General features: G+C 45.6%; 15 protein-coding genes. All 15 read right to left on the reverse strand.

The genetic code is table 11. The features are described 5' to 3' along the window. Window positions 1-17 precede the first annotated feature (17 nt). Entirely contained in the window at window positions 18-1,496 is a 1,479-nt protein-coding gene (gene spoIVA / locus MHI32_RS20875; protein ID WP_036676222.1) for a stage IV sporulation protein A, read from the reverse strand. Between the two features lie 437 nt (window positions 1,497-1,933). Then, window positions 1,934-2,680: a DUF3939 domain-containing protein gene (locus MHI32_RS20880; protein ID WP_254847661.1), complete on the reverse strand. Its 747-nt coding sequence runs from the start codon at window positions 2,678-2,680 to the stop codon at window positions 1,934-1,936. A 30-nt stretch (window positions 2,681-2,710) separates the two neighbouring features. After that, window positions 2,711-3,079, reverse strand: coding sequence for a 2Fe-2S iron-sulfur cluster-binding protein (locus MHI32_RS20885; RefSeq protein ID WP_036676220.1), 369 nt, complete (start codon window positions 3,077-3,079; stop codon window positions 2,711-2,713). A 34-nt stretch (window positions 3,080-3,113) separates the two neighbouring features. Continuing rightward, entirely contained in the window at window positions 3,114-3,293 is a 180-nt protein-coding gene (locus MHI32_RS20890) for a DUF2768 family protein (RefSeq protein ID WP_036676218.1), read from the reverse strand. 198 nt (window positions 3,294-3,491) lie between these two features. After that, window positions 3,492-3,767 carry a stage VI sporulation protein F gene (locus tag MHI32_RS20895; protein WP_038572437.1) on the reverse strand — a complete coding sequence of 92 codons (276 nt, stop codon included), beginning with the start codon at window positions 3,765-3,767 and terminating at the stop codon, window positions 3,492-3,494. 66 nt (window positions 3,768-3,833) lie between these two features. Next, window positions 3,834-4,874 (reverse strand): NAD(P)H-dependent glycerol-3-phosphate dehydrogenase, encoded by a 1,041-nt coding sequence (locus MHI32_RS20900; RefSeq protein ID WP_076127494.1) that lies wholly within the window; start codon window positions 4,872-4,874, stop codon window positions 3,834-3,836. Then, window positions 4,867-5,484 carry a glycerol-3-phosphate 1-O-acyltransferase PlsY gene (gene plsY, locus MHI32_RS20905; protein WP_036676213.1) on the reverse strand — a complete coding sequence of 206 codons (618 nt, stop codon included), beginning with the start codon at window positions 5,482-5,484 and terminating at the stop codon, window positions 4,867-4,869. Before plsY ends, MHI32_RS20900 begins: the two co-directional genes overlap by 8 nt. A 12-nt stretch (window positions 5,485-5,496) precedes the next feature. Then, the gene (gene der / locus MHI32_RS20910) at window positions 5,497-6,822 is read right to left on the reverse strand and encodes a ribosome biogenesis GTPase Der (protein ID WP_036676212.1); all 1,326 of its coding nucleotides are present in this window, start codon (window positions 6,820-6,822) and stop codon (window positions 5,497-5,499) included. A gap of 176 nt (window positions 6,823-6,998) precedes the next feature. Further along, a complete protein-coding gene (gene rpsA, locus MHI32_RS20915; protein ID WP_170914203.1) occupies window positions 6,999-8,321 on the reverse strand; it encodes a 30S ribosomal protein S1 in 1,323 nt (440 codons plus the stop codon). Window positions 8,322-8,495: 174 nt separating this feature from the next. Next, the gene (locus tag MHI32_RS20920; RefSeq protein WP_036676211.1) at window positions 8,496-9,083 is read right to left on the reverse strand and encodes a lysophospholipid acyltransferase family protein; all 588 of its coding nucleotides are present in this window, start codon (window positions 9,081-9,083) and stop codon (window positions 8,496-8,498) included. Further along, window positions 9,080-9,790 (reverse strand): (d)CMP kinase, encoded by a 711-nt coding sequence (gene cmk, locus MHI32_RS20925; protein ID WP_254848699.1) that lies wholly within the window; start codon window positions 9,788-9,790, stop codon window positions 9,080-9,082. The genes MHI32_RS20920 and cmk overlap by 4 nt, the downstream gene beginning before the upstream one ends. Before the next feature lie 207 nt (window positions 9,791-9,997). Next, on the reverse strand, window positions 9,998-10,651 hold the full coding sequence (locus tag MHI32_RS20930) for a flagellar brake domain-containing protein (protein WP_340010747.1): 654 nt from the start codon (window positions 10,649-10,651) through the stop codon (window positions 9,998-10,000). A 133-nt stretch (window positions 10,652-10,784) separates the two neighbouring features. Beyond that, window positions 10,785-12,143, reverse strand: a complete 1,359-nt coding sequence (gene ypeB, locus MHI32_RS20935; protein WP_076127490.1) for a germination protein YpeB — start codon at window positions 12,141-12,143, stop codon at window positions 10,785-10,787. A gap of 322 nt (window positions 12,144-12,465) precedes the next feature. Beyond that, window positions 12,466-13,161 (reverse strand): glutamic-type intramembrane protease PrsW, encoded by a 696-nt coding sequence (gene prsW / locus MHI32_RS20940; RefSeq protein ID WP_076134692.1) that lies wholly within the window; start codon window positions 13,159-13,161, stop codon window positions 12,466-12,468. Window positions 13,162-13,314: 153 nt separating this feature from the next. After that, window positions 13,315-13,929: a genetic competence negative regulator gene (locus tag MHI32_RS20945; RefSeq protein WP_036676203.1), complete on the reverse strand. Its 615-nt coding sequence runs from the start codon at window positions 13,927-13,929 to the stop codon at window positions 13,315-13,317. Window positions 13,930-14,078 lie beyond the last annotated feature (149 nt).

Here is a 14,078-nt window from a genome sequence, read left to right on the forward strand (position 1 = left end):
ATTTATTTATATTCAGCTTAGAGAATAATTGCAATAAGTCCGCCGGAACCCTCATTTATAATGCGGCCGAGCGTTTCTTGCAGTTTGTAGCGCGCATTATCCGGCATCATAGCTATCTTGCCTTGAATTCCTTCTCTTACAATGGAGTGCAGGGAGCGGCCAAAAATATCGGATTCCCAAATCTTAATAGGATCATTCTCAAAGTCCTGCATCAGATAACGAACCAGCTCTTCGCTTTGCTTTTCCGTTCCGATGATTGGCGAGAATTCAGACTCCACATCCACCCGAATCATATGAATGGATGGTGCCGTAGCCTTTAAGCGAACCCCGAAGCGAGAGCCCTGACGAATCAGTTCTGGCTCGTCGAGTGCCATTTCAGCTAAGGATGGAGCCGCGATACCATAGCCAGTAGTCTTGACCATTTCCAAAGCTTCTGAGAATCGGTCGTATTCTCGTTTCGCATGTGAGAACTCCTGCATAAGCTGGAGCAAATGATCCTTACCGCGGATCTCAACCCCAACCACTTCCATCAGAACTTGATCGTACAGCTCTTCTGGAGCATACAGGTCAATCTCTGCTACACCCTGACCCATGTTCATACCACTTAGGCCAGCTTTATCAATAAAGTCATATTCGGTGAACTGAGATACGAGGCGGTCAACATCCCTCAGGCGGCGAATGTCTTTTACCGTATCGCGAACGGAGTTCTCATAACTACTACGTAGCCAGTGGTTTTCTCCAAGCACCATAACCCAGCTTGGCAGATTTACATTTACTTCATGCACTGGGAATTCATAAAGCACTTCCCGCAGTACACCCGTTACGTCATCTTCGCTCATGTTTGCGGCGCTTAGCGTCATAACTGGGATATCGTATTTGATGGCTAGCTCGTTACGGAGCTGCTGCGCTTCCTCACTGCGTGGCCGGGTGGAGTTAATGACAAGCACAAACGGCTTACCCACTTCCTTCAGCTCTGCAATGACGCGCTCTTCAGAGTCCACGTACGAGTTCCGCGGAATTTCTGCAATCGTACCATCTGTTGTTACCACTACACCTAGCGTTGAATGCTCCTGAATAACCTTACGTGTCCCGATTTCTGCCGCTTCCTGAAAAGGAATAGGCTCTTCAAACCAAGGTGTAGAGATCATTCGTGGTCCATTTTCATCCTCGTAACCTTTTGCACCCTCTACAGCGTAACCCACACAGTCTACCAGACGAACATTAACCTCAAGCCCTTCCGCAACCTTGATTTGGACTGCGTTGTTTGGCACAAACTTCGGTTCTGTCGTCATAATCGTTTTGCCTGCTGCGCTTTGCGGAAGCTCATCCACAGCTCTTACTCGATCAGCCTCATTCGTGATGTTTGGCAGGACAATTGTTTCCATGAAGCGCTTGATAAATGTCGATTTCCCCGTGCGAACCGCGCCGACGACGCCAAGATAAATGTCTCCGCCGGTACGCTCGGCAATGTCCTTGAAAATATCCACTTTTTCCAAAAGAGATCCCCTCCTCATATTACTCCGAAGAAAAAATGCCTGAAGAGCATCGACTTCGCGTTCCGCCGGTAATCTGACCCTTGCAGGACATCAACCGGACTTATCGTATGCCCGCCCGAAGCCTAGCTGCTTTCGACCGGGACGTACTTGCCCCGCGCTAAACTCCGAATGCTCGGACATGCATTTGGACTAGTATCATCATATGTATCCGGAACGAATTTATGACCCGTATTCGCGCATTTCCCAATGTAATTTCAAAAAAAGTTAAGTCTGCGCGCCGCAAGGCGTCTGACGCCCGGAAGCTTACTCATCCATCTTATGAGGTAGGATTCGTTGATAGAACTATTTTTAGTGGATGCTGAGATTAAAAGGTTATAAACAAAAAACGCCTAATGCCCCGGATAAAACCGAAGCTTAGACGCTTTTAAACTATAACTCTAACTTGGAGGCTGTGGGATCGGCTGATTATTAATCCATAGATACGGCAAAGACTTTACGGGAACGTAATATGAAGCTTCCTCCAGATCCAGTCGCAAGTCCTGATTCTTGTCGTGCTCTCCACCCTTCTTATCGACGGCAGCCATGATATCAAAAACATAATCTACGTAGACAGTTCCATCCTTATCCATGATAAAGTCAAGAACTTGACCGGAATAGACGCTAGTTAAGGTTATAGAGCTTGTACCCGCCTGCTTATGATCAATGGTATACAATCCGGGGTATAGCTCATCAAGCACAGGCAGGTTGCCGCCATGAGCTGATTTATAACGGTTAACCTGTCGTTGCACGTCATTCACCTTTTGAACCGTAACAAGGTCCATCACCTTCACCACAGGATCAATTTCCTCATTCAAAATAAGAAAATAAGCACTTCCACCCTGCTCAAAAGCGGTAGCCGGTATATCATCCAAATATCCCTTATTATTCAACTTCCCCAGGTCAATACGAAACTTCTCATACCTTGGAGTAGTTTCATCCGCATTAAGAATGGGCAATACCCCTTCCTCCTGTTGATAATCATCAACGGCTGCTTGTATCCGTTTAACACTTTCCCGATAATTAACACTAGCCCGCTTCTCTTCACCTGGGTATAGACAGCCCGAAAGCGTAAGCGCGAGCGATACCATCCCTAGCAAAAGCTTGGCCCCTGCCTTCAGTTTCATTTTATATCCTATAAACTCCAACCGAGTCCCTCCCACGGTGACATTCTTACGCTACCACAGTTCATCTTCTTCCCCACGACGCGCTGCTTCAAGCTTACGGCGCACCGCAGCCTTCAGTGGATCTTCCGGCACCTGAACGGTTACGTCGCTCCATACGGCAGCCTGACAGGCCAGACGCGTTCCTTCTTCTAAGGCCGATCCAAGCTTACGCCGCTCAATATCACCGGGAGGCCTTACTGCAGCAGCCTCTTCCTTCGCGACTGTAACCTTGCACATCAGACAGCCTGCTTTGCCTCCGCATCTAGTTGTTATTGGCACTCCTGCTTTACGAGCAGCCTCTAATAACGAAATGCCACGGTTCACAACAGCTTTACGACCTTCTGGTTGAAATACAACGGTAACTCCTTTTTGTGATTTCATGATGTTACTTCCTTCCTCAACACTATGTAACTGCTTACATAATTGAAACAACTCCGCCCAATAGGCCCACTAACATGATGACAAAAGCAAGTATAGACAGTACAGCCTTAAGCAATCCCTTGGTTTTGCTCCGAGCAAAAGTTATAAGAAATACTGATAATCCCATAATCAGCATCGCAATCAGGGATAACCACATTTTTGTCATCGGATCCATGGTCAAAGCCCCCATTCGCCTGTAATTTATTAGGGACTATTATATCATGACCTTATCCTTTTCTGTAAAAAAACATCATTTTTAATGTATTATTTTAAATAAATTACGCTTCGTGAAAATTATCAGGAATATAAAAAAAAAGCAAAAGACGACGGAATCATTCATTGATCCGTTTTCTTTTGCTCACCCAACATAAAGCTATTTTTTAAGCATCATTTTCATTAAAGACTCCATTGTGCTGGAACCTGCGCCGCCTTTTTTAACGGCATTGATAATCTCCTGCACAGTAGCTTCACTGACCGGCACTTTCGCCATTGATGACACCTGCTTAATTAACTGGCGGAGCTGGGCTTCATTCTGCGTAGTTCCTGGCTTTACCGTACTGGCTAGCTTTTTGACGGCACTTTCCGTAATGTTCTTGCCCGCCTTTTTGTTAATGGCGTTCAATGCATCCTTGGAAAAATCTCTGCTCACTTTTCATCCCTCCTCCGTCAATCCCCATTACAACATATGAGAATTTGCGGAAAAAGGTGAACAGGATCAGGAATGCCACTGCTCCCAAGTTTCCTGGGAGATCGACTCAAGCTCAGGCTTACGATCACGACCCATCAAGGCTTCAACCGCACTGCGTGGGCTTCTTCCTTGAAAGAGCACATGATAAATCTGATCCGTAATCGGCATCTGCACACCCAGCTTGAGCGAAATTGCATAAGCTGCTTCGGTAGTACGAATACCTTCGACTACCATCCCCATGGATTCCAGCACCTCGGCCAGCGGCTTGCCTTGACCAAGCATGGACCCAGCGCGCCAGTTACGGCTGTGCTGACTAGTAGCCGTCACAACAAGGTCGCCAATTCCGGCAAGGCCGGCAAAGGTCAAAGGATTGGCTCCAAGCTCAACTCCCACCCGAGATATCTCGGCGAGTCCACGGGTCAAAAGGGCTGCTTTAGCATTGTCCCCATATCCAAGGCCATCGGATAGACCTGCACCAAGGGCAATAATATTCTTAAGAGCTCCGGCAAGCTCTACCCCTACCTGATCACGATTCGTATATACACGGAAATCGTTGTTGATGAACAATTCCTGCGCTTCGGCGCTACGTTTGTCATCAGGTGAAGCAACTACAACGGTTGTAGGACACCGGCGTACAACTTCCTCTGCATGACTTGGACCGGAGAGGACGACGATCTGCCCTTCGTCACAGCCTAGTTCCTCTGCAATTACGATGGACATCCGCTTATTGCTTTCCGACTCAAAGCCCTTCGTAGCATGAACACATAACATGTCATCCTTCCAGAATGGCTTCAGACTGCGAGCAACCTGCCGCATTCCTGAAGACGGAGCTACAATTACAACCGCCTTAGAACCGGACACTGCCGTTTCCATATCCGTAGTTGCAATAATGTTAGCTGGCAGTGCGATGCCAGGCAGATACTTATTATTCGTATGAGAGCCATTGATCTCGGCAGCTTGATCAGAGTTGCGTGTCCACAGATAAACTTCCGAGTGGTTTGCAGCCAGCACACTAGCCAGCGCAGTTCCCCAGCTCCCCGCTACAAGTACGGTAACTTTATCAGACAACACGATTCCCTCCTTTAACTTTTGAGCCTATCTTGTTCTCACGGCCTTCTACAATCTTTACAATATTCGTCCGGTGCCGCCAGAAGGCGAAGACCGCAATAATAATACTGGTCCAGAGCACAGGTTGTGTAAATCCTGTCAACAATAAAGCCACTGGTGTCAGTGCTACAAAAATTAATGAGCCAAGGGACACGTAACGTGTGATAAAGATAGACAGGATGGCGATGATACCGGCGAGCAGCGCTGGCCATAAACAAAGCGTAGCCATAACACCGATCGTAGTAGCAATGCCTTTCCCCCCACGAAAACGAAAATAGAGCGGCCAATTATGTCCGATGATGGCCGCGATTCCGCAAAGAGCCGGAACCCAGGTTCCCCAACCGCCGACCCAGGTTCCTAACCATACAGCGGCCACCCCTTTCAACACATCCAGCAACAGCACTAGTATTGCAGGACCTTTACCCAATACACGCAGTGTATTGGTAGCCCCCGCATTTCCGCTTCCGTATTGACGGATATCAATTCCCTTTAGCAACTTTGCAAGCAGTACACTAAAGCTGACAGAACCAAGCAAATAGCTTACAACGATAACCAGAAGTTCAAGCGCCACACTTCTTCTCCCCTAACCTTCGTTTTCGGATTTGCGCCGTGTAAAGAGACGGATTGGTGTTCCTTCGAAATTAAATGCTGCGCGAATTTTATTCTCCAGATAACGTTCATAGGAGAAGTGCATCAGCGACGGATCATTCACGAACACCACAATCGTAGGCGGCTTAACCGCAACCTGCGTTACATAGTTAATACGCAAGCGACGGCCTTTGTCAGTTGGTGGAGGGTTAATCGCGATTGCATCAGATACAACGTCGTTCACCAAATGTGTAGTAATGCGCAGTGCGTGCTGTTGAGATACATGCTGTACAACAGGCAGCAGTTTTTGCAAACGCTGTTTGGTTAAAGCCGACAAAAAGACAACCGGTGCGTAACTCATAAACAAGAAATGGTCACGAATCTTAGTCTCGAAGTTCTGCATAGTCTTATCGTCTTTCACAATGGCATCCCATTTGTTCACAACAAAAATAGATGCTTTACCAGCTTCATGTGCATAACCAGCAATATGCTTGTCCTGATCGATGATGCCCTCTTCGCCGTTAATTACAACGAGGACCACATCAGCCCGTTCAATCGCACGCATAGCTCGCATAACACTGTATTTTTCAATGTTCTCGTATACCTTGCCTTTTTTACGCATACCTGCCGTATCGATAAGCACATAACGTTGCCCATCACGTTCAAAAGGAGTATCGATAGCATCTCTTGTAGTCCCTGCAATATCGCTGACGATAACACGTTCTTCGCCCAAAATCGCGTTAACCAGAGAGGATTTACCTACATTCGGACGGCCAATCAAAGCTACACGAATGACATCCTCATCGTATTCATCATCTATTTTCTCAGGTAGGCGTTCAACTACAGCATCTAGCAAATCGCCGAGTCCGGTTCCGTGACTACCAGAAATGCCGATTGGATCGCCAAAACCAAGGCTATAGAACTCATAAATATCATCCGCACGCTTCATATTATCCACTTTGTTGATGGCAAGAACGACCGGTTTACCTGAACGGAACAGAATCTGAGCTACCTCTTCATCTGAATTCGTCACACCACTCTTCGCCTCACACATAAATACAATAACATCCGCTTCTTCAATCGCCAGCTCCGCTTGAACACGGATTGATTTCAGAATTGTATCTTCTCCATCAATTTCAATACCTCCGGTATCAATCACACTGAACGACTTACCGTTCCAATCTGAAATACCATAAATCCGGTCACGTGTAATCCCCGGCTTATCTTCTACAATGGCTAATCTATCGCCAATCAGCCGATTAAATATCGTCGATTTTCCGACGTTAGGCCTCCCAACAATTGCCACAACGGGTCTTGCCATATTCATTCCTCCTGTCATCCTTACGTTACTCATCATAGCAAAAAACATTTAAATTGGCTAACAATCATGTTAACTCTCAATAATCCGACCAGTTCCGAAAAAAAGACAATCGGCGAACCCCCGTATCGAGGGCTCGCCGATTACTTTACCCGTATATTCAAAAGCTCGTTTAGGGATTAGTTATTACCCTTAAATTTATCCAGCTTGTCACCAAAACGTTCAGCAAGCGTAAAGCTAAGGCCTTCGTTGCTAAGGGAAACGTTAGGGTTGTTCAGAACTTCTTTAGGAGCTCTGTCTCTGCTATTGCTGCGTTCAGGTCTAGCAGATGGAGCTGGAGCTTCTTCAGTTTCTTTGATGCTCAGGCTAACACGTTTCTCGGATGGATTGAAGTCCAGAACTTTCACTTGAACTTCTTGTCCTTCTTTCAATACTTCGTGTGGAGTAGCGATGTGTTTGTGGGAGATTTGTGAGATATGCACAAGACCTTCCACACCCGGAAGCAATTCTACGAACGCTCCGAAGTTCACAAGACGTTTTACAACGCCTGTTACAACATCACCGATGTTGATTTCGCCAGCAGCAGAGTCCCAAGGACCTGGAGCAGCAGCTTTGATGCTCAGGCTGATTTTTCCTTTTTCAGGATCAACCTTCAATACTTTAACACGTACTTTATCACCTTCAGATACTACATCAGAAGGTTTCTCTACGTGGCTCCAAGCGATTTCAGATACGTGTACAAGACCGTCAACTCCGCCCACATCAACAAATGCGCCGAATTGAGTCAGACGTTGTACTGTACCTTCGATGATTTGGCCTTCAGATAGTTCAGCCATAATTTTCAGCTTGTTAGCTTCGAATTCTTCTTCAAGAACTTCTTTAGCAGACAAGATTACTTTGCTGTTCTCACGGTCAAGTTCTTTCACTTTAACGCGCAAGGTACGGCCTTTGTAATCGCTGAAATCTTCAACGAAGTGACGCTCTACCATGGAAGCTGGGATAAATCCGCGAGCTCCAACATCAGCTACGAGGCCACCTTTAACAACGTCAGCCACAGTAACTTCGAAAGCTTCTTGGGAAGCGAAGTATTTCTCAAGATCTTCCCATGATTTTTCACTATCAACAGCACGTTTGGAAAGAACAAGGCTTTCCTTGTTGTCGTTGATGCTGACAACTTTACATTCTACTTCCTGTCCAACTTCTACTGCTGCAGCAGCGTTGTCCAGTTGTACTGCGGACAATTCGCGAATTGGAATCACACCGTCGTATTTATATCCAATGCTTACATAAGCTTGGTTATCTTCGATTTTGACGATTGTTCCTTTCACGGTATCGCCTTTTTTCAGAGAAATGATTTCCAAGTCAGCTTGGTTAGTCACTTCTTCTTCGTTAACGGCAGCAACTTCTTCTACAGCTCCGTTATTTTCTGTCACAGCGGAATCCACCGCTTCTACGGATTCATTCTTTTCCGCAGCTTCCTGATTTTTAATTTCTTCAGACATGTGATTAGCCTCCTCGATTCAAAACCCCATTTATTTAAACCTGCGTATAGCAGAGTTCAAAACAAGCAATGCATAATATTTCACTTACACTTGATGATAGTATGTTCCAAAAAATAGCGGCTATGCCGTTATTTAATCAAAACATTGAGCAAAATTTGTTGTTCTGCTCATCCCTTAACTAGCACTTGGTTTACCTGTCTCTTTCATCTCACGGATGCGATCCATAATGACATCGGTAACAGCCTCGAGAGATTCGCTCCCCGCACCGGCAAATTGACTAAGGTCTACAGGAGCACCATAGACAACGACCATGCGTCGAAAGGGTTTATACTGGCCGATAATAGCCGCCGGAATAACTGCTGCGCCACTTCGAAGTGCAAAGCTAGCAGCACCCTTCTTGGCCACTCCGGCATCAGAGTTACGCGTACCCTCCGGGAAGATACCCATGACATTACCATTACGAAGTGTGTTAAGGGCCGTTTTTATGGATTCTTTGCTTACGCCGCCACGTTTCACCGGAAAAGCACCCAATTTATTAATGAGCCAGCCAAGCACCGGAACCTCAAACAGTTCAGCCTTAGCCATATACTTTACCTGACGGTCCAGCTTAATTCCAATAGTCATTGGATCAAGCAGACTAATGTGGTTAGCGCAGAGCAGTACCCCGCCCTCCTTTGGCACATTTTCTTTCCCCACAATCTTAAGTGGGAAAAGGATTGCGTAAATCAAGCGAAGCAATCCAACACAAATTGCATAAATCATAAATGATTTCTCTCCCCGTCAACATGAGATCTACAGTGGGATACAATGGCCTCCACAACTTGATCGATATTCATTAAGGTCGTATCCAGAAGAATAGCATCCTCTGCACGGCGCAGCGGTGAAATCTCCCGTCCTTCATCCAGACGGTCCCGCTTTGCAATATCGTGTTCAAGCTGCTGAAGCGTCACCGATTCCGCGTCTCTCAGTTCCTTATAACGACGGAGAGCTCGTTCTTCCACACTTGCCGTCATAAAAATCTTTACCTCGGCATCCGGCAGCACGGTTGTACCGATATCGCGGCCATCCATCACCACGCCTTTGCGAAGCGCCATCTGACGCTGCAATTGACTCAGTCTGGATCTTACATCCTCGATCTTCGCATACTGCGACACAAGGCCGCTAACCTGAAGGCTCCGAATATGTGGGGTCACGTCTTCCCCATTAATCAGCACCTTCTGAATGTCTCGTTCCGGAATAAGTTCAATCACCATGTCGCGAACCTTCTCGTTCACTCGATGCTGATCTTCCGGTTCAATGCCTTCTTGGATCATATACCAGGTGATTGCCCGGTACATTGCACCAGTATCGACATAGATATAAGACAACTTCTGGGCTACCAATCGGGCTACAGTGCTCTTGCCTGCCCCGGCAGGTCCGTCGATGGCGACGTTTATTCTGTCATAAGTATGTGTACCCTGCCTATCCAACGGGGCATTCCTCCTCAAACACTCTTTCATAAAAAAAGCATCTAGCGTTACGAAAACTATTCCTGCAATATCAAGGAGCACACATAAATTGTTATGCTTGATGATATTATCAAGAAAAAAGCAGGCATTGCCTGCGACTTATAAAATTATACCACAGTTTATACTTCAGTGCAAAATCAGACAGCTTAATAGAGCTGTAAAAAATGCTTATCTGTTGCGGAAATCAAACTGACGTTCGAAGCAAACACGGATAATTTTCTGGCGTTCCAAATCTGAAATAGCGACAAATTTCAACATCGCTAAAAGCCGTCCATTCTCTAGCTTTTTAATGCGCACTACTTCACCTTCAAAATTGACATGCTCCGTGCTTCCGTTTCGATAAGGCACCAATACCCAGCAGGACAATTTATTACCAACCTCCAGCTTAACCTGGTTATCCACCAAAAAGGAGATTCCTCCACCACCAATATCATCTGTACGAACCAGGAACCGTTTGCCAAGGCTATCCTTCACAGCAAGCTCTAGATCTGCATTCACTCGGAAAAAGCTTCTTCTCTGGATCTTAAAAATCGAATCTGTCTCCGGCTTTTGAATCCGGACCATACGAATTACATCTTCTTTAAAGCCCAGTACATAAGTATTAAAGTAATTTTTGATGCCACCCTCAGTTAAAAAATAAACCGAAAGCTCGTCCCCCATAAAGAGCCTTTTTAGACGACCATTGCTCTCCTGCATAGGAATTTCAATCAGGAATGCGTCTTCTTCCGTCTCTGCAATTCTTGATCTATATTCAACTTCTGCTTCAGCAGCGTCACTGGAAGCAACCTGTATGTATAGATATTCGTTAATTTTAGGATACAAAGATGTCACCGCCACATCAGTTTAGTAATTATCACTACCCCTGATTATAGCATGGGAATATCAGCCAGTCAGATATATTTTATAGATATTGCAAAAAAAAGGGACGCACCCAACTGCTGGATGCGCCCTCCCTTTATTTTGCCTCAGACCCCGAAGAAGGTCTGATTTCTTCCACAGACTCTTCAATGCCATCCTCGGCGTTAATGTAAATACGATACTTTGAGCCATTGACCCCTCCACCGAACTCGTAAGTCAAGACCTCGACGGAATCATCATTTTTAATCCAGGACAAGCGATTGTATTGCTCCTTGAAATCAGAATTCAGAAATTTTCTCGCCTCTGCAAGGGTAAGCTTTGGTTTTGGAAGCTTCCGGTTGTCCTTGTGCTCATTGACGTATTCGCTGGCCTCAAAACCGATGGTATCACCTGTATCCAGCCCCATACGAATGGTCATCTTTTCAGGATAAATCAATACATCATTCTGTTTGGTTACAAAGGTCAAATTCCCGATATTATCGTAACGATCAGCGCTGACTGCAGTCATATGGGGATATCCTTTTTTCTCAAGAAACTGCTCTGCTTTGGTAACTGCTTCTTTAATAGAAACTTTGGCAGGGCCAACCTCACGGTTGTCATAATAAGAGATCAGCAACCCGCCATTTTTGGTGAAATCCATACTAATGGTGTGCTTCTTATTCGAAGCGCTAACAGTTGCTGTATAGGATGGCCATTCGGTGTTCTTCCCATTTTCTTTAACATCCACTTTAGCATTGGAGCCCGCATCCGCGAACTTCAACGCCTTACGTTTGATATCTTCGGCAGTCACGGGGGTACCTCCGAGCATTTTGACGGAACGTTTATCGTAGATGCTTGCTACTGAAGGACCCCAGTCTAGCTCAGGGTATGCCCCTACACGTTTATCCACCGTTTTGAAGCCGTCAATAATCGTGTTGTCCTCCGCTTTATTTTCTGTCGCCAACGCCGTTTCAACATCCATCCAGCGCAGCCGATTGCCAATGACTTTATTTTGTACCTCTTGCAAATCCTTAGAGATTTCTCCTGAGTTCTTGTACAATGCTTTTAGATTGCTCAGCTCTCCATCTGTCAGAGGTTTTTTAGTGAAGTCACGAATCCCGGCTTTATAAGAAAAGTTGGAGATTTTGGACAGAAACTCCTCTGTTTTGCTAAATGGCAGCAAGGTCAGCGGCAGCTGGTTAATCTCATTTTGGGCCTCACTAGTCATCCGCCACACATTCACAAGTCCTTTGCGGTGCATCCCATTAGAAGCAGAGTTAACCGCAAGCGTATTTCCAAGCTCACCATGAAGACGGTCCACATGATAGGACAAATCATGAAAGGCGCGTTGATATTGGTTCTCCGCCTTAATTAGTATTGAATTCTTCTCCTGATTCTCCTGATAACCCCACACAAGCGCACCAATCAGCAGCAGCGCGGTCAGCGGGAACATTACAGCACTTAATCTTTTGTACATAGGGCTACAAGACTCCTTTCGATAGCTTATTGGCGTTAGTTTGACAATAAACTAGGAGTCTTATGCACTGAAGTTGCTACACAATGTGACTATAACGTCCGTTCATGCTCTCTCTTCAATCTCAAAGCCACTGCTATTACTGCAAAGGCATTGTTTAAAGCCGGTTTGAATGACACCATGCTCTTTAATCCCTCTTAATATGTAGGTCTCACCGCACTGTTTGCAAACGATACGTACTTTTATACGCAAAAAAAGACACCTCTCTCCTCTCTGGAATTCCTTACTAGGAACTGCCCTTCGAATATAAGTGTGTCCATCTCGATTATAGGTTAACCTCTTCTTCACGTTTCAGAAAGCGGAAAGGAGAACGGCTGTTGGCCCTAGCAACCTTTCCCATACCTCCATACCATAGGATAGCCATCAGAGGCACAATAAACCATATCCAATAGTTGGCTGTCGTACTCAAAATAAAGTCATATATCCCATGCCACATCCATGGCAACAGGAGAGAAAACACCAGAATTCTGCGGGTATGAACTCCTTTTGAGAACTTCGCCCTTCCCATATGGTAGCCCATGATCACACCAAACATAGCGTGTCCAGAAACCGGAAGAAGTGCTCTTAGAAACATTGATCCGATTGAAGCGTTGCTATACCAAGCGTACATTACATTTTCTATTGTTGCGAAGCCGAGCGAAATCGCCACAGCGTATAGTATCCCATCATATGGCTCGTCAAATTCGGTATGATTGTAAATCATATGGTACAGCACAAACCACTTTAGACATTCTTCCACGCCAGCGGATATGAGAAACGACTCCACGTAGGGACCACCATTTAGTCCCAGCATCAGCCCTCTCTGAATGATCATTACTGGAAACACAATCAGAAGGCCGAGCAAGAATACTTTAATGACTACATGAAGCGGTTCTTGATCATACTTGTCTTTCAGATAAAAAAAGGTCAACAGAGCAAGTCCCGGCGCTACTGCCGACGTAATGACCGATAACACGAGCACCGAATAACCTCCCTACACCCCTAAACCCTATTACTGCCGTTACACAGCAAGGTAGATGATAACTTTGATACAAGAATGACCGACATATCACCAACAACAAGACTAGGGCTGATCGGCCTAAACAATGGTCATCAGCCCCTAGATCTTGCTTAATTACTCCTGACGCTTAAAATGAGTGCACAATAACTGGACCGCATTCTCCGGCATCACTGTTTTCCCGTATTCATCGAGAACAGCTTCTGTGACCGGTGAGGAATCTCCAAACTCAGCAAGTACGCCAACAAGACCTGACAACGCCGTTTCTTCAAATTCCTTTGGATCGAAATACAGATACCATTTATTGTTATAAGAATACAGTTTCCCCTGGGAAGTAATATTACCGATGAGCACATGAGCCGCTTCAACCAGAACCTCGAAATCGCGGAATGCATATACAATGGAGTCGCTTTGTTCAAGAGTAACTTCCATTTCATAAATCTCTTCTGGCAATTCTTCTTCCCCGGACGCACCGTACTGATGGTGATCATATTTTCCTCGGGTCACTATAACGACCATGCCTTGCGCGGGCAATGCGAAAACTTCTACGGCAAGCGGACCCGTGGCATCAAAACCTAGTTCACTATATGCTTGATCCATCATCTCCGTAAACAGGTCATGAACCTTAGGAACTTCCTGCCACATGTCTTCCTTCTGGATGCCCCGCTCGCTCAGGTCGTCAAAAGTGAGGAAAATCCGTATCTTATCTTGACTTAATCGCTCTATTCTCATGACAGGATCCTCCTTTTGCAAGCTCATTTATTATAATGTATGATGAGTCCCGAGTAATGAGCCAAAAATGGTTACTATGTAAGTATGTTATCATTTTGCCGAGATAAATGCACGTAAATAAATATATAAAATCCTCTCTATTGAATAAA

Source organism: Paenibacillus sp. FSL H7-0690, from assembly GCF_037980415.1.
Classification (GTDB): Bacteria; Bacillota; Bacilli; order Paenibacillales; family Paenibacillaceae; genus Paenibacillus_AQ; species Paenibacillus_AQ odorifer.